This window comes from Novacetimonas hansenii (assembly GCF_014843995.1).
Taxonomy (GTDB): domain Bacteria; phylum Pseudomonadota; class Alphaproteobacteria; order Acetobacterales; family Acetobacteraceae; genus Novacetimonas; species Novacetimonas hansenii.
Genome location: NZ_CP062147.1, coordinates 2,506,974 through 2,528,875, shown reverse-complemented (window position 1 = coordinate 2,528,875; position 21,902 = coordinate 2,506,974). Strand labels below are relative to the sequence as shown.

Genomic DNA, 21,902 nt, shown 5'->3' with positions numbered 1-21,902 from the left:
TTGTGTCCCGGAGGGGCGGCATCCTGTTATCATTATGTCATATAAAAAATAATGATAATAAAACTGGTGCTGGAACTAGAAACCCATATGCATCGTGGCACCAAAATAACGTGGTCCTTGTTGGGTCAGGTCCACAGATTCCGGGGAACTTGCACTGCCGGGGCTGTATCCTGTCCATGGACGGGCATCCAACAGGTTTTTGGCCCATAATGTCACACTGAAATTCTGATCTGCCGTACGTAAACCGATACCAGCATTCAGGATGGAATAAGAACGTTGGTAAAACTGATGTGCTGCAAGAGGGTCTGTCAGGCGATTTCTGCTCCACCATGCTTCATTGATATATCCAAAAGCCGTAAACGCACGTTGCAGCCATGCGGCACGGTGTTGACGGGATGTCAGAAAATTACTGAAAATCGCACCTACGGGGTGCTCGTAATTTGCACCGATATTAAAGGTAAAGCTTGGTATGCCAGGCAGGCTTTGACCGGATTCATCAACCGTTGATGATCCTCCTGAATAAGCATAGCTTGTTGGTGCAGGGGCACCGTTATATTTTACATATCGAACCTGTTGCCATGCCCCACTGGCATGAATATTAAGGCCAGGAATAAAATCAGGTGTCAGGCTTTCAGACAATTCAACACCATATAGTCTGGCATGGGGGGCATTCCCCATATAACTGACATTAGCGAGATCACCATTAGAGAGATAGTAATTGTAAACGCGATTTGTTTGGTAATTATATAAATCATTCCAGTAAAAATTCGCGTTGGAAACAAGCTGCCCATTAAACGACATCGTTTTTACGCCACCTTCATAATCCCATGATGTCGTGGGTTTTGAAAAATATGGTGACCATCCATAAAATGTATACTGTTTCGTTGTGGAGTTATATTCATTTATCGGAACAGAATTTCCGTTTGCGGAAACGGTTTTGTCACCATGACCAATAAGGATATAGAACATAGTGTTCTTGTTCAATTGATATTTGGGATTGATGATTGCTGTTACGCCATCATGGTCATTACGCTGTAACCCGGTGCGTGCGTCACCACCGGCCCCCGCGGCCATAAGCGCCTGACGCTGCTGATCATAGGAATATGCCGTACCAGGGACATATCCAACCTCGAATTTATTATTGAATTTCTGGATATCGTAACTGTTCCGCAGGCCAAGTGTCAGAGAGAATTTATTATTAACATGTATGACTGTCTGCGCGAAAATCGCCGCCTGGATATTGGTATTATAGTTTTTTTCCCATTGCGTCAGCCCGGTCACAGCAGCGGGGCGGGAATACCAGGCTGCCGCATCGGTACCAAACGCGGTATGATGCATCCTGTTCCACGCCGAATTATCAACGCCATACAGTCCGACAGTCCATGCAATTTTATCTTCCTGAGGAGAAGCCAAGCGAATTTCCTGTGATCCCTGGACACCATAATCATCCATTTCACCGCCAGTACCAATCCATACATTCTGGTTATCTGTCGTTCCGCTATTTACCCCAGAAAAAAGCCCCACGGCACTGATTGAAGTTAGCGTATTTCTTCCAATATGATAATTAAGTTCATTTGATGCTGTATATACATTGCTTCGCTCCTTCCCTGGATCAGCAAGGGCCGGACGATAAGGATTATATGTCAGTACGGATTTATTTAAACGCGATGCTAATGTCGCGGCATAGCTTCCGGCATATCGCCCATTCCCGTAAACCAGCACCGAATCCCCGATTGGGGCACTTGCACCACCGGTGCCTGCTGATTCACCATACTGACTATATTCACTGGAGCCATTATAAGAAAAAATAAAGCGATCGGTATAATTTTCCTCCGTCGCCAAGAGCTGCGCGCGAACACCGCCACGATTTATGTTCTGGTAACGTTTTCCGTTCAGGATATCATGAATCCAGCCATTGGCATTATCATAGTATCCAGTAATACGATATGCCAAATGGCCACGTACAATGGAACCTGTACTATCAAGCTTTTCAATGGTATGGCCGTAATTTCCAACCGTCTGTTCATATTGTGTACTACGTTTGAAGGAAGGTAATGCCGTCATGATGGAAATGACGCCAACATCAGAATTATGCCCACCTGCTGTTCCACCCGGACCATAACCGATTTCAAATGAGCTGATATTACTCCAGTCTCCGGCCTGATAATCGGGTTGTAACCAGGTTACGTTATCAACAGAAAATGCTGTTTCTGAGAGATATCCAATCCCGGCAGAGCCGGATAATGGTTGTCCCAGGCCACGGATCGACATGCGCGAATAATGTGGTGTTGTTGTATTGGGGCGGAATCCTGGAACCTTGTATGAATAATCATTCAAAGTTGTAAATTGCTGTTCTTGGGCCTCTTTTCCTGTTACAACATCACCAAAGCGCGATGTCTTCATCATGACTTCATGCATTTTGCGATCTCCTGCACTCATTGCAGAAGTCACATGAATATTTTCCGTTGCGCTTCCCATATTGCCATTATCATCATCCATGTCGTGATTATGATGGCCAGATTTGGCATTATGTCCTGTCATATGGGCATGTGAATCATCATGATGCTTTTTCGATGATGCATGATGCATACCAGATGACATCTGCATATCTTTTGCAGATGCCTTGCCTGTATACCCAAGACTACTTCCCAATGGCAGTGTTACCAGCACAGCAGGTAACGATCGCTTTAATAGCGCGTGCTTACTCCAATCAAGTTTGATCAACATACTAAAACTGCTCCAGAGTGTCGCCTAACCGATGGCGCGTTTTCAATGAATTAGAAGGCGCCAGATGTGTGAGAAACGGTGTTCTGGTCAGCAACAGGGACAGGAATGCATTTTTCATTACTTTCGATGTATGTCCGTGATGCTTCCCGGTTTGATCTGGGCAGCATTGCGGACAATTTCACTTATAAACTACGTTATTAATCATATCTGCAATGAATTTTGTATATCAACAAATCATATTAAACAAGTGTGAAATGTATAGTATGTGAAAAGTGCCGTATATCACGAATAAAATTAGTAATATACGGTGCCATTCGTACCCGTGCCTTGATTTTCAATGGAAGGAATTTGTGATGACGACCCATACGCCCCATGACTCCGGGATCGAGACACAAGCTGCTGGCGACGTTCGGCTTACTACGTTGCTATTGGCACGTTATGGCGCTACGGCGCCGAATCTGGACGTATGGAATGAAACACTTAAAACAGTGCTGGGGCATCGTTCTGTCCGTCATTATCGCCCAGATCCTTTACCGGAAGGTACAATAGAGTTGCTGGTAGCCGCAGGACAATCCGCTGCAAGTTCTTCCAATCTTCAGGCATGGAGTGTCATAGCTGTCGAGGATTCCAACCGTAAGGCACGTTTGGCCGCATTGGCGGGGGAGCAGGCACAGATTACCCAGGCCCCGCTGTTTCTGGTTTGGCTGGTGGATCTTCATCGGCTGCAAACGATTGGCCGTCTTGAAGATTCGCCATCCGAAGGATTGCAATATCTGGAAAGTTTTCTGCTTGGGGCCGTGGATGCAACGCTTGCTGCGCAGAATGCCGTCATTGCGCTGGAGTCCATTGGTCTGGGGGCGGTGTATATCGGTGCAATCCGCAATAATCCGGAAAAGGTAGCAGAGGAACTTGCCTTGCCCCCGCATGTCTTTCCCCTGTTCGGACTGACTGTTGGTTATCCAGACCCGACGATACGCACTGCAGTAAAACCGCGTCTGTCACAAGAAGCCGTTCTGTTTCGCGAAACTTATGCACTGTCTGAAATTACAGAAACTACCGCTTTCAACGATTACAATCTGCGCTTGAAACATTTCCAGACGAAACAGCATATGCCGCAGCGGAACTGGACAGAAACTGTGGCGCGGCGTCTGCATGATGCGGCGTCCTTACATGGTCGCGATCGTCTGGCAGCAGCACTGCGCGATATGGGGTTTGGGTTGAAATGAGAGGCTTTCCCACATCTTCCGGGATTCGAACGGATAGGTTCGGATCCACGGAAGGATGTTGCCATGATTGCAAGAAATCGGATCATTCCCGCAGCAGGGGAAGGAGTTCACGTCCCTGGCGGCCAATTTCCGTAAGATACGGGCTGTCTGACAGGATGAAGTGTGAAATGCCCAATGCAGCATATTTTTTTAATGAGCGGGCAACGTCTGCCGCTGAACCGACCAGCCATGTCGTGCCGGCACCACCGCCGCCATACCGGCCTGGCGTGGTATAAAGATTGTCGTCCAGAACATCTCCCCGGGCCTGCAGATCAAGCAACCGCTGCTGTCCGACGGCTGGTGCGCCACGATGGTCCTGCCAGCCCTGTCCTTGAATGCGGGCCATTTCCTGGACTTTCGCTTCGGCGTCCCTCCATGCTTCTTCGGTCGTGTCGCGGATCAGGGTAGTAATGCGTAATCCGAATTCCAAAGGGGGAAGATTGCGATCAAGAGATGTGGCAAGTGATTTCAGGCGTGCAATGCGCGCTGCTATATCCTCCAATGGTTCGCCCCAGAATAATTGTACGTCCGCCTCGGTCGCGGACACTTTTTCTGCTGCTGCCGAAGCTCCACCGAAATAGAGTTTGGGATGACGACGTCCGTTGCGTTCAATAATTCTGGGGTTCACTGTGGAATTAACAAGGTGAAAATGCTGCCCTTCGAACGTGACATTTTCTTCGGTCCACAGACGACGGAGGACATGCATGAATTCGCGGGTGCGGTCATAGCGTTTGTCCGGTGTCTCTTCGTTGTTGCCATAGGCGGCCAGGTTGTCCTTGCCCGAAACGATATTGATCCGTAAGCGCCCGGCTGTCAGATGATCCAGTGTCGCTGCGGCAGAAGCAAGATGTGCTGGCTGCCAGTAGCCTGGGCGGATGGCGACCAATGGTTCGAATGTGGATGTGCGGGCGGCCAGGGCTGTTGCCAGTGTAAATGTATCTGGCCGTCCCCATCCCGTACCGATCAGGGCGCCTGTCCATCCATGGGCCTCAATCGCATGGGCATGCTTGGTCAAGGTATCAAGGCTGTTGTGATTGTCCTGTGTCGGGTCCCCACGATGGCCCGGCGCGATCTGGTTGGGAATGTACCACAGAAATTCTGTGTTATTGCGTGACATGTCCTTGTTCTCCGATGTTTCGAAGGCGGTTACGGTGCGCGCGACCGGGAAGAAATCCTATTATATCTATTGAAATAATAGGATTTAAGGCGCGCCAACCTCATGCCGAACGTAAAGGGATGGTGGTGTGATACGATTCAGGCGTTGGTGCATCAAGCATTCGGATATGTCCTTCGCGGATAAAAATTCTGCAGGGAATAATACTATATTTAATCGCATATTAAGATCCTTCCCCAAGGCATAAATACACCAACAAATTTGAATTGCACAAATTATAACGAACGTGCAAAGTTATATTTATTAATAACTATTATCTTGGTGTGATTGCCGATGACAAAGGGAGACCGCATAGGGGCAGCCGTCGTGGCCATCCTGTTGTTTCTTGCCCTGATCCCACTGGTGCTGCATGGTGTCAGGAGCAATCCTGCCGTTCGTGGCGGGCTGGCGTTATCCGAAGCTCTTCCTCAACAGGTGCCCCCAGGTGTAACGCTTGCGATCGGTGATCCCATGACCCAGCAGGTCCTGGCTTATACCGGATGGGAACGCGAACTGCCGTTCACTGTCCGTTGGGCCAATATTACGGGGGGACCTGCAACGACCGAGGCCTTTCATGCGCGTGCCATTGATGTTGGCAGCGGTGCCAATATCCCACCCATCAGGGCAATCTGGGTCGGTATACCGGTTAAGATCATTGCTGTGCGTCTGCGCCAGCAACCGCTTTTACATCCGATTTACGTCTTGGGCGTCGCGCCAAAAGCGGATGTGAAGACGCTGGCGGACCTGCGGGGCAAAAGGATCGCATTCAGCCCAGGGCAGGCCCAGGGAGTGGTTGTGCTGCGTGCCCTGCATGCCGCCGGTTTGACGCCGGCTGACGTGACGTTGGTGGATCTGCCGACGACGCGGATAAATAATTACAACGGCGCCCTGGGGGCGGGAATTGTTGATGTGGCGCCGATTGCCAGCGGGGCGCTGGCGGCACGTTATCTGGCTGAATGGGGTAGTTCGGGTGGAACGGTCATTGATCATGGAGCCTTTCGTGACGATCCTGATGTCCTTTATGTGCGCACTGAGACTTTGCAAAATCCGGCAAAGGCTGCGGCGTTGCAGGCATATGTCCGCATGTGGGCCAGGGTTGCCGCCTGGAGGGATGCGCATCCTGATGAATGGGCAAGGCTGTATTATGTGAAATTCCTTGGATTATCGCCCGATGCCGCCTGGGCTGAGGTGGAGCGTGCTGGACATGCCGATATCCCGCATGACTGGTCGTGGATGGTGGGCTACCAGCAGGAAACGATTGATCTGCTGGCAAAAGAGACCGGCCGCCATTCTTTCGATGCGGAGCATCTGTTCGATCGTCGTTTTGAATCTGTGGCGACCGACGGGTTTGCAAATTATACGGCACCCGCCATGCAGGAAAAAAGCCGTTTGAATCACCAAGAAAATGGAGCCTTGTAATGAATGTAAAATCAACGCTGCCTCCTTTTCTGACGATGTTCTTTGACTGGTCACAGCCTGATCCCCTACAGGACAAGGCAGCGCAGGACGATAGCAGACATATGAGGATGACCACGCAGCGGCTGTCACCGCCACCAGCCCTGCGTTATGGCTGGCTGGCCGGACCGGTTTTCCTGCTTGCCTATTGGGCGGCGGCATCGGCTTCCGGCCTGATTGACACGCGGATACTGCCTGCACCGTGGGTTGTCGTCAGTACAGGGGTGGATCTGGTGCGTGATGGACGTCTGTTGGGTAATCTTCTGATCTCTCTCGTGCGTGCTGTAGAAGGTTTTGTAATTGGGGGGCTTGCCGGAATAGCTCTTGCCTTGCTCTCTGGGCTCAGCAGGGCTGGTGATTATTTTGTCGATGGTATTGCACAGGTCAAACGTGCGGTGCCCGCGGTGGCGTTGATTCCGTTTTTCATTCTCTGGTTCGGTGTGGACGAAGGCATGAAAATCATGGTCATAGCCGTCGGCGCCTTTACACCGGTCTATCTTCATACCCATACGGCACTGCGTGCGATCGATATTCGTTATGTTGAACTGGCAGAAACGCTGCGTATTGGATACTGGAAGTTTGTTTGGCATATCGTTCTGCCTGGCGCCTTACCGGGAATGATGCTGGGGTTGAGGTTTGGTGTCATGGCGGCACTGCTTGGCCTGGTCGTGGTCGAAGAAGTGAATGCCACCAGCGGTATCGGCTATATGATTGATCTTGCACGCACATATGCGCAGTCGGATGTCATGCTGGTTGGTCTGGTAACGTATGTTGTCATTGGCGTTATTGCGGATCAGACATTGCTGAGGGTTGAAAGGAGGGTTCTCTCCTGGCGACGGACCCTTGCGGCATGAGCGTCGTGCGGGTTCGAAATCTCGAACGGCATTTTACGCGTAAAGGGGTGCTGAATGGTGTCGATCTCGATATCGCCAAAGGTGAGTTCGTTGCTTTGCTTGGGCGTAGTGGTTCGGGTAAGTCAACGCTTCTGCGCGCTTTGGCCGGTCTTGATCATGAAGCACGCGGTAGTGGTGTGATTGAAGTTCCAGAAGATCTGGCCGTCGTTTTTCAGGATGCGCGGTTACTGCCGTGGAAGAACATCATGGATAATGTCGTGTTCGGGCTTGACGGTTCTGATGCCGCTGCGCGTGCGCAACATGCTTTGGAAGAAGTTGAGCTCAGTGGGCGGAGCACATCATGGCCACATGAATTATCAGGTGGGGAGCAGCAGCGCGTTGCTCTTGCGCGTGCTCTGGTCAGGAAGCCTCGTCTTCTTTTGGCGGATGAGCCGTTCGGTGCCCTTGATGCGTTGACAAAAATCAGGATGCACACGCTGTTGCGCCGCCTGTCGGTCATTCATAGGCCAGCCGTTCTGCTTGTGACCCATGATGTCGAGGAGGCCATTGCTTTGGCGGACAGGGTTATTGTTCTTGATCATGGAAAGGTGATGCATGAGGAAAGAATTGTTCTGCCTGACGATGAGGATGCGCGCGCGATCAGAAGTTTAGAGCTTAGAAAAAAGCTGTTATGTTATCTTGGTGTAGAGCCGCAGTAATAATGCACGTCTTTTACGGTCGTGAAGTGTACAGTCATTCATAATATTACATGTGAAATGGGACAAAGAAGGGAGAAATGTGCGATGTCTCGTTATGACGACATCCGGAAACTGGCGGCTGAGGCACGGTTACGCATCGTGGAGATCAGCCCGGAGGAAGCGCGTGTCAGGATTGCGCAGGGCGTTCTTGTCATTGATGTGCGTGATGAAGAGGAAATCCGGCGTAATCGTCCATTGCCCGGCGCGTTGCAGTTCAGTCGGGGACGGTTGGAATTCCTGATTGGCGATGCCGTCAGCGATCGTCATTCGCCATTGATCCTGTATTGCGCAGGCGGGAACCGTGGTGCGTTGGCCGCGGATAGTCTGCGACGTCTTGGTTACAGCCAGGTCTATAATCTTCGTGGAGGGCTGCATGCCTGGCGTGTCGAAGCTGGGCAAACTTGGATAGAGCCTCTTTTGTCGGAATATTAAAATGATCGGAGCGATGGAAGTATCTGCCGACTTGTAAGAAAGGAAAACTTCCTGTTTCTGGAAACCTGTGTTGAAACCTATGAAAAACGAATAAGGGAAAATGTTGTTGACTAACCATACTTAATTGATGTGTTTTATATGGTATGGATGAAAGGCAGGCGTTCCGTAGGCCAGATTCGCTTCAACGACCCAGACTTCCTGCAGGACACCGGGCACCATGTCGCCCATTACAGGGATCTTGCGAAAACGGCAGACTATGAAAATTTTTGGCTGATATAGCCGAAAAACCAGTTTTCTACCAATCGGATATAGTGATTACGCAACATCTTCTCCCCGATTACTGTGCTCGTATGATACGGAGTTTACATCATGTCTCAAACCATTCTTACCGAAGTCCGTGAAGCTTCAAAATCATCTGCTGTGGGTGGCGGGGAGGAGTTTACCGTTATTCCGACCGGTCCTGTTATCGGTGCAGAGGTTCTGGGAATAGACCTGAAAAATCCGCTTGATACTGCCACCATCGCAGGATTGCGGCAGGCGTTGCTGCAGCACAAGGTCCTGTTTTTTCGCAACCAGCCAATCACCGATGCTGAGCAGGTCCGTTTTTCGCGTTATTTCGGTCAGGTGACGCCCGCGCATCCTATCAAGAATGGCCTTGTCGAGCAGCCAGAGGTCATGGAGAACATAAAATCTCTCAAGGCTTTGCGCCAGAACATCCTGAGTGATGTGGAGCAACAGCAGCTTCGTGCAAATGGTCGGCATTTCCGTAGCCGTGGCTGGCATACCGACATCACATTCGTTGCCAACCCGACATCTATTTCTTTCCTTCGTGGGATCGAAATTCCTGAATTTGGGGGGGATACGGCCTGGGTTGACCTGGAGGCTTTATATAATAGTCTGTCCGATACGCTTCGTGGTTTCCTTGATGGTCTGAGCGCGGTGCATGGTCGGGATGATGCCCGGATTGGCTTTCCGTTGCCACCACGTCGGGATGGACGGTACAATGGTGCTTTCCTTGCTGAACATCCTCTTGTGCGTATCCATCCCGAAACGGGACGCAGGTCGCTTTTCCTCAGTCCGGGGTTCATTCGTTATATCCCCGCATTGCGCCAGGGGGAAAGTGATACGCTGTTGTCCTTTCTGATTGAGGAACTTGCAGGCCGGATTGATTTGCAGGCGCGATTCCATTGGACGCCGCATTCGCTTGCCGTATGGGATAATCGTGCAACGGCGCATTGGGGACCGGTCGATGATCCCTATTTTTCAAATGAACGTATCGTTCACCGCACCACTGTCGATCCTGATGTCGCGCACGGTCCCGGCGGGTTTCAGTCGCGTCAGATCCTTGGGGAACCGTTTTATGCGCACCACTGAATGTAAAGAGGGACACATTCTGTTCCGTGATGCCGCTTCTCAGTCCGCATGTATGACCATATAATACCAACCAGATCAGGATTGTGGATAATCTTTAGGGAAAGGCATCGAAAATGCTCTCGCAGCGTGCACGTTATGCGCTTAAGGCGCTCTTGAATCTTGCGAGGGCTGATCGACCGTCACAGCAAGTAGGAAATATTTCGGATCAGGAGAATATCCCAAGAAAATTCCTGGAAACCATCATGAGTGACCTGCGTCGCGCCGGACTTGTGACCAGCCAGCGTGGCAGTGGTGGCGGTTACAGGCTGGCGCGTCCGGCTGATCGGATTATGTTTGCGGATATCATTCGCGTTACGGATGGTCCAATTTCGATGCTGCCATGTGTCAGCCGCAATTTCTATGAACAATGCGAGGATTGCAGTAACGAGGAAATTTGTGCCTTGCGCAAAATCTTTGCCGAGGTCCGCACCGCTGTTGCGGATATTCTGGATCATCGTTCCCTGGCCGATGCCCTGTTATTGGAACGCTCTGAAAAAACTGTTCCATCCAAGGCTTCTGTGTAGAATATTAAAATGATAAATTTCAAAGTTAATATTAAATAAAGAATCGTCGATAAATCACGGAATCATAAAAATTTTATAACATTATTTTATAATATCACGAACAGGGATTTTATTTATATATTATAAATGTATTTTAAAATTATTTTCTGAAAATATTCAGTTTTATATGCACCATAAGTATGTTTCTGGCAACTGATATATAAAACTCACGGGATTACGGTATAGGCGAAGCGAAAAAATGCCGACTGCCTGAAATCTAAAGGAGAATATTCGTGGATGACTATCGTTATCTGGGGCACAGCGGATTGAAAATTTCACCGCTGACATTGGGGACAATGATGTTCGGCGGTGTCACGGATGAAGCCGTGTCACGACGTATTATCGAAAGTGCGCGCGATCATGGCATCAATTCCATTGATACGGCCGATGTCTATAATGCTGGTCAGTCGGAGGTTGTCGTCGGTAAGGCGATAAAGGCGCAGAGAGATTATTGGGTCCTTGCGACAAAACTGGCGAACAGGGCGGGGGGTGGCCCTAATCAAGGAGGATTGTCGCGTAAATGGATTATCGAGCAAGTTGATCATAGTCTTCGGCGCCTTGGAACAGATTATATCGACATTCTATATTTCCACCGTGCGATCTTTGGCGTGAGGCTGGATGAACCGGTGCGTGCGGTTGGCGACCTGATTCGTCAGGGTAAGATCCGTTATTTCGGAATTTCGAATTTTCGCGGCTGGCGTATCGCGGAAGTCTGTCGCATTGCGGATATGCTGGGGGTTGAGCGTCCGATTGCCAGCCAACCGCTTTATAACATCGTGACACGACAGGCTGAGGTCGAGGAATTGCCTGCGGCGGCTCATTATGGCCTGGGTGTTATTTCCTACAGTCCTCTGGCCAGAGGTGTTCTGACGGGAAAATACCGCACTGATAGCGTTCCGCAGGGAGATAGCCGGGCAGGGCGGGCGGATAAACGTTTGCTGGAAACTGAGTGGCGGCCACAATCCCTCGAAGTGGCGGAGAAAATTCGTTTTTATCTTCAAAAAAGAGGAATTTCGATCGCAGATTTTGCCGTTGCATGGGTGCTGGGTAATCGACTTGTCACATCAACGATCGCGGGGCCACGCACGGAGGAGCAATGGGCAGGATATCTGCAGGGACGGAAGGTCAGTCTGACAAAGGAAGACGAGGAATTCATTGATACTCTGGTGGCCCCAGGTCATGCATCTACCCCCGGTTTCAGTGATCCCGGTCATCCTGTGGAGGGAAGAGTGGTCCGTGCATAAGTGCATATCAATCGGATGGAACACCCCTTTCGTGTGGGATCTATGACATGAAGCTCCTGACCTGATGACCGACATTGTGTCGGACAGCCTGACTGAACCATGATCGTCTCTGACGCCTCGCAGGGGGCAATATGTTCTGCTGTGTGCGCGGTCGGGGGCGTGATACACGTCCCCGATATATGGGGTTGATGAATGAACAGGGCCAAATTCTTGCGCTGTGTTATGAACGGGCTGCGCCTGCGCGGTGTCGGGGTAATCTCAAAGTTCCCAGAAACAGCACAACATGAAATATGCAGAGTAAACCGAATGTTTCGGAAAATATCCCTGATACCCCGGTGGTAGATATTCTCCAGTCAAGGAATGTTGCACATAATGTTGTCAGGGTTGGCCCCCCGATCCGCTGCATGATGTTCAGGGCGGTTGTTGCCATGGGAATGTCGGTGCGCCTGACGGCAGCATAACCCGCGCTCATCGTGGGGATTCCAACGGCGCCCATTCCGGCACCGCGCAGGAAAAGGGCGATCACCAGACCACCGATGCCGAGGCCGGTATGGGCAAGGACGGCCAGCAGGGCTGTGCCCGCAACAGCGCACAGGGCACCACAAGAGGTGAGGCGGCGAATGCTGAAACAATCCGTCAGGCGTCCCATCAGGGGATAGGTGCAGAACATCCCCAGGCCCAGCGGCAATATGAACAGTCCCGTACGTTCGGGCGAGACCCCGCAGGCATGGATAAGCCATACCGGCAGGAGCATCTGTCCCGCGAACGAAACACCATTCATCATGAACAATATCGCAGCCGACGTTGAAAAGGTCGCGTTGTTGAACAGGCGCAGGTCAATCAGCGCCAGATCACCTTTCCGTCGTGCAAAGCAGAAATAGGCGATGAAAAGCAGCAATGCCCCATACAGCGCGGTCTGCCCGATGCGCAGTCTTGCATGATCCATGCCGTAAAGGAACGCCGTCAGGGCAGGGGCCAGAAGCGCCAGTCCGATAACATCCAGCGGGCGGGGGCGTATCGTATCCTGATCATCAGGTAGAAACAGGAGCGCGAGGAGCAGCGCAAGCAGGCCGAATGGCAGATTGAGAAGAAATATCCATCGCCAGGATGCAACCGACAGGATCACTCCCGCCACGACCGGACCAAGGAGGGGCGCCAGCAGGATCGGCATGGTAACAGCGCTGGCGACTCTTGGCATATGTCTGCCCGCTACCCGTGCAACGGTCATTTGTGCCATGGGGGCCAGCAGGCCGCCTGCCATGCCCTGTAGCAGGCGGAAGACGATAAGGGAGGGGGCGGACCACGCCACGGCGCATAGGCCGGAAGTGATCGTAAAGGCTGCGAAACAGAGCAGATACACTGCACGACTGCCGATCCGGGTGACAAGCCATCCATTCAGCGGGAGCGTCAGTGCAAGGGCCAGCAGATATCCGCTGACCACCCATTGGATGACAGAAAACGGCGCATGCAGCGTCTCCGCAAGATCCGGCAGCGAGACATTCACGATCGTCGCATCAAGCTGTGACATGAACGAGCCGATTGCAGCAACGCTGACAATTTTCCAGATGCCGGCTGGAAGCTGGCCTGTCTCCTGCTGCTGCGCGGGGGCGGTGTCCATATCGGCGTCATGGTTCGATACAGGCATGCTGGATGAGCCCGTCTTCATGCGGCAAGGGTGATGAGATCACTTGTTGTCACCCGCCCGAGCATTGGGAAGATGTGATCACAGGCGAAACGCTGCATGGCTTCGGAAAAGGTTGCTGTCAGGTCTTCGGCAATGACAACGCCATATCCATGTTCATGGGCGGCACGGGCTGTCGATTCAACGCCCATATTCGTCGCGATCCCCCCAAGTACAACGGTTTCGATCCCACGCCGCCTGAGCTGCAGATCAAGATCCGTGCCATAAAACGCCCCCCATTGCCGCTTCGTCACCAGAAGGTCCGTGGGTTTTGCCAGCCCTTCGACAAGGTCGGTCCAGTCCGGGGCGAATCCACCTGCCGGTGGTGAGAGGGGACGATCCACCTCTGTGCGCACGGCATCTGCGAAATCCGGTGCGAAGGCGACGTTGACCAGGATTACGAGTGATCCTGCCGCGCGGAAACGGGCGGCAAGTTTTTGGGATCGTTCGACGACCACTTCGCCTGTAAAAGGGGCCACGGGACGCCTGACGATGCCTTTTTGCAGGTCGATCAGGATCAGGGCCGTCCGGGATGCCGGGAGAGAAATCATGACCAGTTGTTTCCCGTCTGTGCGCGCTTTACGCGGACTTATTGTCCGACAGTCGCAGGGTGGATAAAAGTTGAGGATTAACTCAAGTATGGACATTATTTGAGGATGGACTCAAATACGTCAAGTGAGAAACGCCAGACCCTCCAGCCAAGTCGGGCGGCCGGACGTCAACGCGTGGCGGAATTGCTGCAAGCTGCGTCCGATCTCATGGCAGAACGGGGCTATGACGCCACCACCATGGCAGAAATTGCCGCACGGGCGGGGGCGAAGGTCGGCTCGCTCTATCGCTTCTTTCCCAACAAAGAAGCGATAGCCGAAACGCTGTTACAGCAGCAGATGGCCGTTCTGCATGATGAATATGAAGCCTTGGCGGGGCGGGCATCGACGCTTTTGCCCGAAGAACTTGCAGATATCCTGATCGACCTGATGGTGACACGTTATCCCCGTGTCAAATCGCTTCCCACATTGATGCAGGCACGCACTGACAGCGTGGAAATCCGCAATGTTTCGCGCGCGCAGGCAATACAGGGGATTTCAGCAGCATTGCGGGTCTGTGCGCCAGCATTGGACGAAGTGGTGGCAAAAGATATTGCGGCAGTGGTGCTGAACAACATGAAAGTTATGCTGGGCATGACCCTCAAGGAGGCCCCGACGACACCCGGTGCCCCCGATGAACTGCGTCGCATGAATCGCCTGTATCTGTGCGCACGGCTTGATCCCTGGCGATGATGAAACGGTTTCTGGCGTGGTGGTGCTCATGATATCGCGTGTAAAGTCGGTGCATCATGACAAAAGAACAGATGGCGACGATGGCCCTTGATGGAAAAGGTTGGGGCATGTGTATGATGGAGGCCCGATGGGCAAAGAGCGGCTGCCTGACCATGCTCAGACGGTTTGAGGTCGCATGTGGGCGATCAGGCAGGCCGCAGATTATAGACCGGCCCGATCGTCCGCGCTTCCGGGGGCATCAGTCCACTGCGATCCTGCATCATGCCGGGTGTAGGTAAATGGGCGGGCAGGACCCGTGGTGCGGCAGGAGGAGGTTCAGGGGATGTTGCTTTCAAGGGTATGCTGCTTTGGGTCCAGCCCGAGTGCCACGCAGAGTGCCGTGACAACCAGATTATGGTCTTCGCGCTGATCCAGCCCTGATACAGTCACGGAACCGATAATGCCGGTTTTGTCCAGTATGATCGGGAACGCCCCACCATACGGAGCATAATCCTGAAGTGACAGGCCATAGCGTTCCGTGAGGGTTGTTCCCTTCGCCTTCAGGTCCAGCCCGATTGCATAGCTGCTTCGCCGATAGCGATCGACCATATTGCTTTTGCGGCGGATCCAGTCGGTATTGTCCGGTGCCGATCCCGGCAGGGCGGCAAAGAACAGGGGGCGATTGAAGGTACGGATATCTATGGCGATCGGTGCCCCGTTCGTCTGTCCCCATTCCCGAAGGAACTGGCCAAGCTGCCACGCATTGGCTTCATCGAATGTTGGAAAAAGAAGTTCGTGTTCCTGCTGCGCGATCATGTGCAGGTCATCTGCTATGGCCATGCGGCGATTTCCTCACTTGTCAGATCCAGCCCGACAGAGGCTTTCGCCCGGGCGGATTGGTTGGCGGCTTCGATAACGGCCATTACGGCCAGTGCCTGGAACGGGGGCACGGGATTCGCCCCGACACCTGTCAGCGCATCCGCAATATGGGCATAATAGCGTCGCTGATCCCCCATAAGTGCAGGAATTTCCTGCTCTGATCCATGTTCATCATACATCAGGAGCGGGTCTGGATCATATCCCCAGCCATCATGACCTGGTGCCATGCCTGCAAGAAGCTGGGCTTCCTGACCATCTGGCTTGCGTTTGAGAATACTGCCTTTTTCACCATGCATGACAAAACGCGGCACGCCGCCGGCAACCAGCATGCTGCAATGCAGGATGACACGATGGTGATCATATTCCAACACGACATGCGCCCAGTCGTCCGACACGGCGCCATTGCGTTGCCTCATAAGGTCGCCATGCACGGCAATGGGCAGGCCAAACAGGCATAGCGCCTGATCCACCAGATGCGGGCCAAGGTCGAACCACAGGCCGGCGCCCGGCTGATCGTCTTCACGCCAGCGTTTGCGGACCATGGGGCGAAAACGGTCAATGTGGGATTCAAAATGCGTAATCCGACCGATCAGACCGGTTGTGAGCGCGTTTTTCACACTCAGGAAATCACTATCCCAGCGCCGGTTGTGGAAGACCGACAGCAACTTGTCCTGCTGTGCCGCCAGCGCCACCAGATTACGCGCCTGTGCCAGCGTCAGTGTGAAGGGTTTGTCCACGACGACGTTCTTGCCCGCAAGCAGTGCCTGTCGTGCCAAGGGGGCATGGTGCGCGTTCGGGGTTGCGATGATGACAAGGTCAACATCCTTGCATGCGATAAGGGCCGCGGGATCAGCATCAACCGTAACGTCCGGCAGGTCGGCATGCACCTTTGCACTGTCACTGGATGCGACACGGGTGATCCGCATGCGCGGTTCCGCCATCAGCAGAGGTTTGTGAAATGTCTTGCCCGCAAATCCGTAGCCAATCAGGCCAACACGGATGGTGGAAGGAAGCTGGCTCATGATCGGATATATCCCTTTAGGCTGCGATGATGAATCCCTTGCCATGCCTGCCTTGCCCCGGTTCTGGCCGGGAAGTGCCTGGCGAAAAGCAGTAGACGAATCGTGCCGGGATTGTCATGGGGTACAGATTGTACGTGACCGAATTCGGGATGATCGGCAAGCGGCCATGCGATGGTCTTTGTCTGTCCTGCCGCCAATAATATATACAGCCCGGAGATACCGGCGCCCCATGAGCAATCTGTTCTGCGATGACCTCTCGCAATTTCCGGTAATACAGGGGTGCTGTATTACGATTGACGCCTACAAGCTCGGCAACCGCCCACGATGACGTGCTTTCATGTGACATACCAAGCCTTTATTGGCGTACCTATGCCAGCCCCTTCTGTTTTTCCTTGTATGGAATTTATGGGATAAAAATTATCGACGGCCTGTCAGTATGTTTTCAAGAGAATGAAAGATTTTTTCATCCATGCATTGCGTGACATTGAAACGCATGAATGAAGAAGCTGACTGACTGACACTAAAGACGTTCCCTGGGGCATGAATGATTTTGTCATCCAAGCTACGTAGGGCGATCTGTGTGGAATCCTGCCCATCGGGCAGTCGGCCCCATAAATAAAAACCGCCCTTTGGTACGACCCAGGGACATATCCCCAGCATTCCCAATTTATGTATTACTGTTTTGCGGGATTTCTCCAGATGTCGTTGAATTTCAAGCATGTGTTTGCGATAGCTCCCCCCTTCCAGCACATCGGAGATTACTTCGGTAATCACGGGACTGGGGCCGCCAAAACTGGTTGCCACTTGCAGGTCAATCAGGCCGTCAATCAGATCCTTGCGTGCAGAGATATAGCCACACCGGACGGATGCAGAAAGCGTTTTTGAAAAACTTCCAACCCGGATCACATGATCCAGCCCATCCATCACCGCCAGTCGGGGGGAGGGTATCGTTTCGAAATCTGCGAAGATATCATCTTCAACAATCAGGAGACCCGCAGAAGAAGCAGTATTTAAAAGGCGAAAGGCAGTCTGGGGTGAAACCATCGCCCCCGTAGGATTGTGCAGCACCGAGTTGGTAAGATAAAGATGCGGTTTTTCATGCAGGACAATCCGTTCGAAAGCTTCGATGTCCGGGCCAGTCGCGGTATATGGAACCCCTATAATCCGGATTTCATGTGCCCGGAGCAAGGCTTGGAAATTGAAGTAACATGGATCATCCACCAGTACCGTATCACCGCGACGCAGCAGCAGGCGGCAGATCAGGTCAACAGCCTGCGTACCCGAACCTGTCAGCAGAACCTGATCGGGGCTGATCTCCAGCCCTTCTTCAGCAAACTGGGCTGTCAGGAAGCGGCGCAGGCGCATTGCGCCCCTGGTACTGCCATATTCTGACAGAATGGCGTTTTCTCTACGTGCCACGGCCCGAAATGCCTTGCGCAGGGCTGCATTGGGCATCCATTCCGTCGGAAGCCAGCCGCATCCCGGCTTTAGAACTGTAGGGTCGGAATCAAGGGACTGGCGCGATACCCAGAACGGGTCGATGGCCCTTGCCGCCGGTGTCGTGGCATCTGCCAGCGCCAGAGGAGGAAGTGCGCGCCCTGTCACATAAAAACCCGATCCCTGACGTGGTGCAATAACTCCCTCGGCAGCAAGCCGATCATAAGCCTGCACGATGGTGGAAGGGGAGGCCTGCATGGTTCTGGCCAACTGTCGGATGGATGGCAGGCGATCACCAGGAACAAGGGCGCGGGTTGCTATGCGTTGTCTGATCGCCTCCATGATGGTGGATGTGCGTGTCTGTGGATGTCCCAATGCCAGCCCCGGAAAGTGTATGGGTATTATTACCAATACAGTTTTTCATAACTGTATCATATTGTGGCTGGTCCGAGCAATTTTATCTTCATAATTTCGAATATACGCAGACATCATGATACCAAGGATTCCCGTCGATGAAACGGACAACAGAAGGATGGGGCAGCGGTTTGCTCGCTGTCATCATCTTCAGCGGTTCTCTTCCTGCAACGCGGGTTGCTGTTGCTGATTTCTCCCCGATTTTCCTGACCTGTGCACGGGCCGTGATTGCTGCCCTGCTGGGGGGGATTTTCCTGGGCGCATTCCGTCAGCCTCGGCCGCAACGATGCGATAGTGTTCCGCTCATTCTCGTGGCGGTCGGTGGGGTGGTTGGTTTTCCACTGCTGACGGCACTAGCGCTGCAGCATATTACCGCTGCCTATTCAATTGTGTTTATCGGCTTGCTACCACTGGCAACAGCAATTTTCGGGGTTTTGCGTGGTGGCGAGCGACCAAAGCCTGCTTTCTGGTTATTCTCCATTATTGGTGCGACTGCTGTCGCCGGGTTTGCATTTTATGGCAGTCAGGCCGGGAATTTTACAGGTGATCTCCTGATGGTGGCGGCCATTCTTGTCTGTGGTCTTGGATACGCGGAAGGGGCAACACTCTCCCGCCGCCTGGGGGGATGGCAGGTTATTTCATGGTCCCTGCTGTTGTCTCTACCGCTCATGGCGCTGATTGGCCTGGCCTACCTGCCCACCAGTTGGGGGAATATCCATGTCTCTTCATGGATTGGCCTTGGTTATGTTTCAATTTTCAGCATGCTGATCGGCTTTATCTTCTGGTATCGTGGTCTGGCGATGGGGGGGATTGCCAGTGTCGGGCAGCTTCAGTTGCTTCAACCTTTTTTCGGGCTGCTGCTTGCTGCATTTTTGCTTCATGAACCGATTGCGTGGACTATGCTGGCTTCAACGTTTATCGTTGTTTTATGTGTGGCTGGTGCAAAACATTTTTCCTGACTATGGTGGATAATACAGATCGTTGTATAATCGCGACTTCTGCCGACCTATGTCCTCGCCGAAACCAACGACTGCGGGTGGCTGACCACCCGCAGGATATGATGGAATGCAACAGGTAATTCCATCATCGTCGGCGTAATGTGCTATTCGGGAGTTTTTCCTGCTCTGGAAGGGGATAGTTCCGCGCCAGATGCCTGCATGTGCACATGGGCGCTTGTGCCGCCAGTGCTTACATATCTGGGGAGTCTGGAGTTTTCCAGACGGCCTCTGTGCCCATGCCAGGGTGGCGGCTGTCGCAGCGATTGGATATCGTGCTCAGGGCGAAGGTTCTGCCTGTGTCGTAGTGGTGGTAAACAAACAGCGTCTTTGCCAGGTGACGTGCTGAATCAGGCGTTATCTGAAATCGATGGGCCTCAATGTTTCATCAGGGAATGATATTTAACATGTCTATTTTTCATGGTCTGTCGGCGTTTCCCATTACGCCAGCCAATGAACATGGCGCCGTCGATGCGGAAGGTGTCATGCGTCTGACAGATCATCTGTCGATCAATGGCGTGGATTCCATTGGCCTGTTGGGCAGTACCGGAACTTATGCCTATCTAAGCCGTGTCGAGCGGCGTCGCGCTGTTCGTGCGGCGGTCAAGGCTGTCGGGGGGAAAACGCCCCTGATCGTGGGGATTGGTGCGCTGCGTACTGATGATGCGCAGAACCTTGCACGTGATGCCGCAGCCGAAGGGGCGGATGGATTATTGATGGCCCCGGTTTCCTATACCCCCCTGACACAGGACGAAGTGTACCAGCATTATGTTGCGGTGGCCGGTGTCACGTCTTTGCCGCTGTGCATTTATAATAACCCCAGCACGACCCGTTTCAGTTTCGGGCGTGAGTTACTGGAGCGGCTGTCTGATGTCCCTAATATCGCGGCCATAAAAATGCCCCCTCTGGCAGAGGGGGCATTGGCACAGGAGTTGACGGCATTACGGGGCAGCCCGGTTGGAAAACTCAACATCGGCTACAGCGGGGACTGGATCGCCGCTGAAGCCCTGCTGGCCGGATGTGATGCATGGTTTAGTGTGCTGGGTGGTTTCCTGCCAAAACTGGCCAAGGCACTGGTGACTGCGGCCTATGCAGGTGATGTTCATGCAGTGAACCATTACCAGCAAACCCTGCAGCCGATGTGGCTGCTCTTCAGGGAGTTTGGAAGCCTGCGTGTGGCTTATGCCGCGACCAATGCCATGGGGCTTTTGACGGCCCGACCGCCTTTGCCGATCCTGCCACTCGACTCCCACAACCAGAACAGAGTTGTTGAGGCACTGCAGGCATGCCTTGGCCATGATGGCGCGATGATTATGTCGTGACGCATGTATGATGATGGTGCGCTTATGACTTCATATGGACTGATGTTGAGCCGTGATGGTCGCATGTCCTGTGACATGCGAGGGCGCAATGAAAAAGCGGGGTATCTCCGTCTCCGTGTGCGTCATCAGATGACGGTATCAATGATGAGGTGAATGCCAGATGTCGTCTCGTCAGGGGCCGCACGACAGAAGCGATGCAGACATCCATGCCCACTGTCACGCGTCCCTTTGATTAACGCCACGGCGTATGGTGGCAGGGACGTGATACCCGCTGAACTGCGCCACTCTGTGCTGCTGGACCCATAGCAGCATACAAGCCTGAGCCTGTTGGGGGCAGGCGCAAACTCGGGCCCATCCGTGGCCCCCACCAATAATCTGAGGTGTTGTCGGCTGTCATGTGTGATCGCCGAAAACAGGCTCGATAATTCGATTGCATCGCCAAGGACCAGCGGCGACAGCTCCCGGTTTGCGGCTTTTGATGCAAGGACATTGGCAATCTCAGTGGAACTGGCCAACATGTCAAAGATCGTCCCGGACGAAGCGGGCTTCCCCAATGCCATCTGCCATGTGTTCGGAACCCTGCGCCCCCAGACGACCATGTCGATTTCTGCGCGATGCAGATCCAGCAGGACCGCAGCATGGGCGCAGGCAATCACATGAGGGGCAGGATACGCCGAGGGAGGAGGGGCGGTATCGCCGAGTGCTGGAGCTGGCCAGCTTTCCATGAACAGCATGGCGGTGCCGTATTGTTGAGTCTTCTGGGGCGGGATGTCGAGGGCCGCTTGGAACTCCATGGGGTGTCTTTCCATAAAAGGCTATGTCCGGGGAAGCGAAGGCATGAATCGGATGCTTGACGTTATGTGATGGTCGCCTGTATTGTTATATTATAACATAACGTTTTTCAACGCCGATCACGAGGGCCTAATGGACACAACCGTCGAGATGCACCCATCGTCGCGGATGCTCGCCCGAATATCATGGGTCAGTACGGCTGGCTTCGGGGAAAACTGCCATGTGGGGGATTGGAACTGCTTTTATCGGCATGTCGAT

General features: G+C 52.9%; 19 protein-coding genes. 11 read left to right on the top strand and 8 right to left on the bottom strand.

Annotated elements, in window-relative coordinates; all coding sequences use genetic code 11:
* Window positions 1–75: 75 nt before the first annotated feature.
* The gene (locus tag IFJ82_RS11050; RefSeq protein ID WP_225578646.1) at window positions 76–2,727 is read right to left on the bottom strand and encodes a TonB-dependent receptor; all 2,652 of its coding nucleotides are present in this window, start codon (window positions 2,725–2,727) and stop codon (window positions 76–78) included.
* 353 nt (window positions 2,728–3,080) lie between these two features.
* Here IFJ82_RS11050 and IFJ82_RS11045 point away from each other — a divergent pair, with 353 nt between their 5' ends.
* Entirely contained in the window at window positions 3,081–3,953 is an 873-nt protein-coding gene (locus IFJ82_RS11045; protein ID WP_192264589.1) for an NADPH-dependent oxidoreductase, read from the top strand.
* Window positions 3,954–4,035: 82 nt separating this feature from the next.
* Here IFJ82_RS11045 and IFJ82_RS11040 read toward each other — a convergent pair whose 3' ends face one another.
* Window positions 4,036–5,109: an LLM class flavin-dependent oxidoreductase gene (locus IFJ82_RS11040; RefSeq protein ID WP_192264587.1), complete on the bottom strand. Its 1,074-nt coding sequence runs from the start codon at window positions 5,107–5,109 to the stop codon at window positions 4,036–4,038.
* Window positions 5,110–5,439: 330 nt separating this feature from the next.
* On the opposite strand from IFJ82_RS11040, the gene IFJ82_RS11035 reads away from it, so the two are divergent.
* From IFJ82_RS11035 to IFJ82_RS11005, 7 genes are all read left to right on the top strand, one after another.
* The gene (locus IFJ82_RS11035; protein ID WP_225578645.1) at window positions 5,440–6,564 is read left to right on the top strand and encodes an ABC transporter substrate-binding protein; all 1,125 of its coding nucleotides are present in this window, start codon (window positions 5,440–5,442) and stop codon (window positions 6,562–6,564) included.
* A 101-nt stretch (window positions 6,565–6,665) separates the two neighbouring features.
* Window positions 6,666–7,454 carry an ABC transporter permease gene (locus IFJ82_RS11030; RefSeq protein ID WP_225578644.1) on the top strand — a complete coding sequence of 263 codons (789 nt, stop codon included), beginning with the start codon at window positions 6,666–6,668 and terminating at the stop codon, window positions 7,452–7,454.
* Entirely contained in the window at window positions 7,451–8,152 is a 702-nt protein-coding gene (locus IFJ82_RS11025) for an ABC transporter ATP-binding protein (RefSeq protein WP_192264585.1), read from the top strand. Before IFJ82_RS11030 ends, IFJ82_RS11025 begins: the two co-directional genes overlap by 4 nt.
* A gap of 84 nt (window positions 8,153–8,236) precedes the next feature.
* Window positions 8,237–8,623: a rhodanese-like domain-containing protein gene (locus IFJ82_RS11020; protein WP_003619131.1), complete on the top strand. Its 387-nt coding sequence runs from the start codon at window positions 8,237–8,239 to the stop codon at window positions 8,621–8,623.
* A 369-nt stretch (window positions 8,624–8,992) separates the two neighbouring features.
* Window positions 8,993–9,997 carry a TauD/TfdA dioxygenase family protein gene (locus IFJ82_RS11015; RefSeq protein ID WP_192264583.1) on the top strand — a complete coding sequence of 335 codons (1,005 nt, stop codon included), beginning with the start codon at window positions 8,993–8,995 and terminating at the stop codon, window positions 9,995–9,997.
* A gap of 113 nt (window positions 9,998–10,110) precedes the next feature.
* Window positions 10,111–10,560, top strand: coding sequence for an RrF2 family transcriptional regulator (locus IFJ82_RS11010; protein ID WP_192264580.1), 450 nt, complete (start codon window positions 10,111–10,113; stop codon window positions 10,558–10,560).
* A gap of 272 nt (window positions 10,561–10,832) precedes the next feature.
* Window positions 10,833–11,843: an aldo/keto reductase gene (locus tag IFJ82_RS11005; RefSeq protein ID WP_192264579.1), complete on the top strand. Its 1,011-nt coding sequence runs from the start codon at window positions 10,833–10,835 to the stop codon at window positions 11,841–11,843.
* 220 nt (window positions 11,844–12,063) lie between these two features.
* On the opposite strand, the gene IFJ82_RS11000 is transcribed toward IFJ82_RS11005, so the two are convergent.
* Window positions 12,064–13,461: a DHA2 family efflux MFS transporter permease subunit gene (locus IFJ82_RS11000; protein ID WP_192264578.1), complete on the bottom strand. Its 1,398-nt coding sequence runs from the start codon at window positions 13,459–13,461 to the stop codon at window positions 12,064–12,066.
* A gap of 44 nt (window positions 13,462–13,505) precedes the next feature.
* A complete protein-coding gene (locus IFJ82_RS10995; RefSeq protein ID WP_192264576.1) occupies window positions 13,506–14,075 on the bottom strand; it encodes a hydrolase in 570 nt (189 codons plus the stop codon).
* A gap of 105 nt (window positions 14,076–14,180) precedes the next feature.
* Here IFJ82_RS10995 and IFJ82_RS10990 point away from each other — a divergent pair, with 105 nt between their 5' ends.
* Window positions 14,181–14,804, top strand: coding sequence for a TetR/AcrR family transcriptional regulator (locus IFJ82_RS10990; protein WP_192264574.1), 624 nt, complete (start codon window positions 14,181–14,183; stop codon window positions 14,802–14,804).
* A 315-nt stretch (window positions 14,805–15,119) separates the two neighbouring features.
* On the opposite strand, the gene IFJ82_RS10985 is transcribed toward IFJ82_RS10990, so the two are convergent.
* The 3 genes from IFJ82_RS10985 to IFJ82_RS10975 form a co-directional block, all read right to left on the bottom strand.
* Window positions 15,120–15,623: a heme-degrading domain-containing protein gene (locus IFJ82_RS10985; protein WP_192264572.1), complete on the bottom strand. Its 504-nt coding sequence runs from the start codon at window positions 15,621–15,623 to the stop codon at window positions 15,120–15,122.
* The gene (locus IFJ82_RS10980) at window positions 15,614–16,684 is read right to left on the bottom strand and encodes an oxidoreductase (protein ID WP_192264571.1); all 1,071 of its coding nucleotides are present in this window, start codon (window positions 16,682–16,684) and stop codon (window positions 15,614–15,616) included. Before IFJ82_RS10980 ends, IFJ82_RS10985 begins: the two co-directional genes overlap by 10 nt.
* Before the next feature lie 417 nt (window positions 16,685–17,101).
* Window positions 17,102–18,463 (bottom strand): aminotransferase-like domain-containing protein, encoded by a 1,362-nt coding sequence (locus IFJ82_RS10975; protein ID WP_192266500.1) that lies wholly within the window; start codon window positions 18,461–18,463, stop codon window positions 17,102–17,104.
* Window positions 18,464–18,633: 170 nt separating this feature from the next.
* Between IFJ82_RS10975 and IFJ82_RS10970 the strand changes: the two genes are divergently transcribed.
* Together IFJ82_RS10970 and IFJ82_RS10965 are read left to right on the top strand one after the other, a co-directional pair.
* Window positions 18,634–19,494, top strand: coding sequence for a DMT family transporter (locus IFJ82_RS10970; RefSeq protein WP_192264569.1), 861 nt, complete (start codon window positions 18,634–18,636; stop codon window positions 19,492–19,494).
* Window positions 19,495–19,937: 443 nt separating this feature from the next.
* On the top strand, window positions 19,938–20,852 hold the full coding sequence (locus tag IFJ82_RS10965) for a dihydrodipicolinate synthase family protein (RefSeq protein WP_192264567.1): 915 nt from the start codon (window positions 19,938–19,940) through the stop codon (window positions 20,850–20,852).
* Between the two features lie 125 nt (window positions 20,853–20,977).
* Here the strand turns inward: IFJ82_RS10965 and IFJ82_RS10960 are convergent, their stop codons facing one another.
* Window positions 20,978–21,646: a DUF1826 domain-containing protein gene (locus IFJ82_RS10960; RefSeq protein WP_159107947.1), complete on the bottom strand. Its 669-nt coding sequence runs from the start codon at window positions 21,644–21,646 to the stop codon at window positions 20,978–20,980.
* Window positions 21,647–21,902: the final 256 nt, after the last annotated feature.

Excerpts from the sequence above, each read along its gene's own strand:
- IFJ82_RS10965 (WP_192264567.1), top strand. The coding sequence starts at position 19,938 with ATGTCTATTTTTCATGGTCTGTCGGCGTTTCCCATTACGCCAGCCAAT.
- IFJ82_RS10975 (WP_192266500.1), bottom strand. The coding sequence starts at position 18,463 with ATGGAGGCGATCAGACAACGCATAGCAACCCGCGCCCTTGTTCCTGGT.
- IFJ82_RS11045 (WP_192264589.1), top strand. The coding sequence starts at position 3,081 with ATGACGACCCATACGCCCCATGACTCCGGGATCGAGACACAAGCTGCT.
- IFJ82_RS11015 (WP_192264583.1), top strand. The coding sequence starts at position 8,993 with ATGTCTCAAACCATTCTTACCGAAGTCCGTGAAGCTTCAAAATCATCT.
- IFJ82_RS10990 (WP_192264574.1), top strand. The coding sequence starts at position 14,181 with ATGGACTCAAATACGTCAAGTGAGAAACGCCAGACCCTCCAGCCAAGT.
- IFJ82_RS11040 (WP_192264587.1), bottom strand. The coding sequence starts at position 5,109 with ATGTCACGCAATAACACAGAATTTCTGTGGTACATTCCCAACCAGATC.
- IFJ82_RS10980 (WP_192264571.1), bottom strand. The coding sequence starts at position 16,684 with ATGAGCCAGCTTCCTTCCACCATCCGTGTTGGCCTGATTGGCTACGGA.
- IFJ82_RS11000 (WP_192264578.1), bottom strand. The coding sequence starts at position 13,461 with ATGGACACCGCCCCCGCGCAGCAGCAGGAGACAGGCCAGCTTCCAGCC.
- IFJ82_RS11030 (WP_225578644.1), top strand. The coding sequence starts at position 6,666 with ATGAGGATGACCACGCAGCGGCTGTCACCGCCACCAGCCCTGCGTTAT.
- IFJ82_RS11010 (WP_192264580.1), top strand. The coding sequence starts at position 10,111 with ATGCTCTCGCAGCGTGCACGTTATGCGCTTAAGGCGCTCTTGAATCTT.
- IFJ82_RS10970 (WP_192264569.1), top strand. The coding sequence starts at position 18,634 with ATGAAACGGACAACAGAAGGATGGGGCAGCGGTTTGCTCGCTGTCATC.
- IFJ82_RS11035 (WP_225578645.1), top strand. The coding sequence starts at position 5,440 with ATGACAAAGGGAGACCGCATAGGGGCAGCCGTCGTGGCCATCCTGTTG.
- IFJ82_RS10985 (WP_192264572.1), bottom strand. The coding sequence starts at position 15,623 with ATGGCCATAGCAGATGACCTGCACATGATCGCGCAGCAGGAACACGAA.
- IFJ82_RS11020 (WP_003619131.1), top strand. The coding sequence starts at position 8,237 with ATGTCTCGTTATGACGACATCCGGAAACTGGCGGCTGAGGCACGGTTA.
- IFJ82_RS11050 (WP_225578646.1), bottom strand. The coding sequence starts at position 2,727 with ATGTTGATCAAACTTGATTGGAGTAAGCACGCGCTATTAAAGCGATCG.
- IFJ82_RS10995 (WP_192264576.1), bottom strand. The coding sequence starts at position 14,075 with ATGATTTCTCTCCCGGCATCCCGGACGGCCCTGATCCTGATCGACCTG.
- IFJ82_RS11025 (WP_192264585.1), top strand. The coding sequence starts at position 7,451 with ATGAGCGTCGTGCGGGTTCGAAATCTCGAACGGCATTTTACGCGTAAA.
- IFJ82_RS10960 (WP_159107947.1), bottom strand. The coding sequence starts at position 21,646 with ATGGAGTTCCAAGCGGCCCTCGACATCCCGCCCCAGAAGACTCAACAA.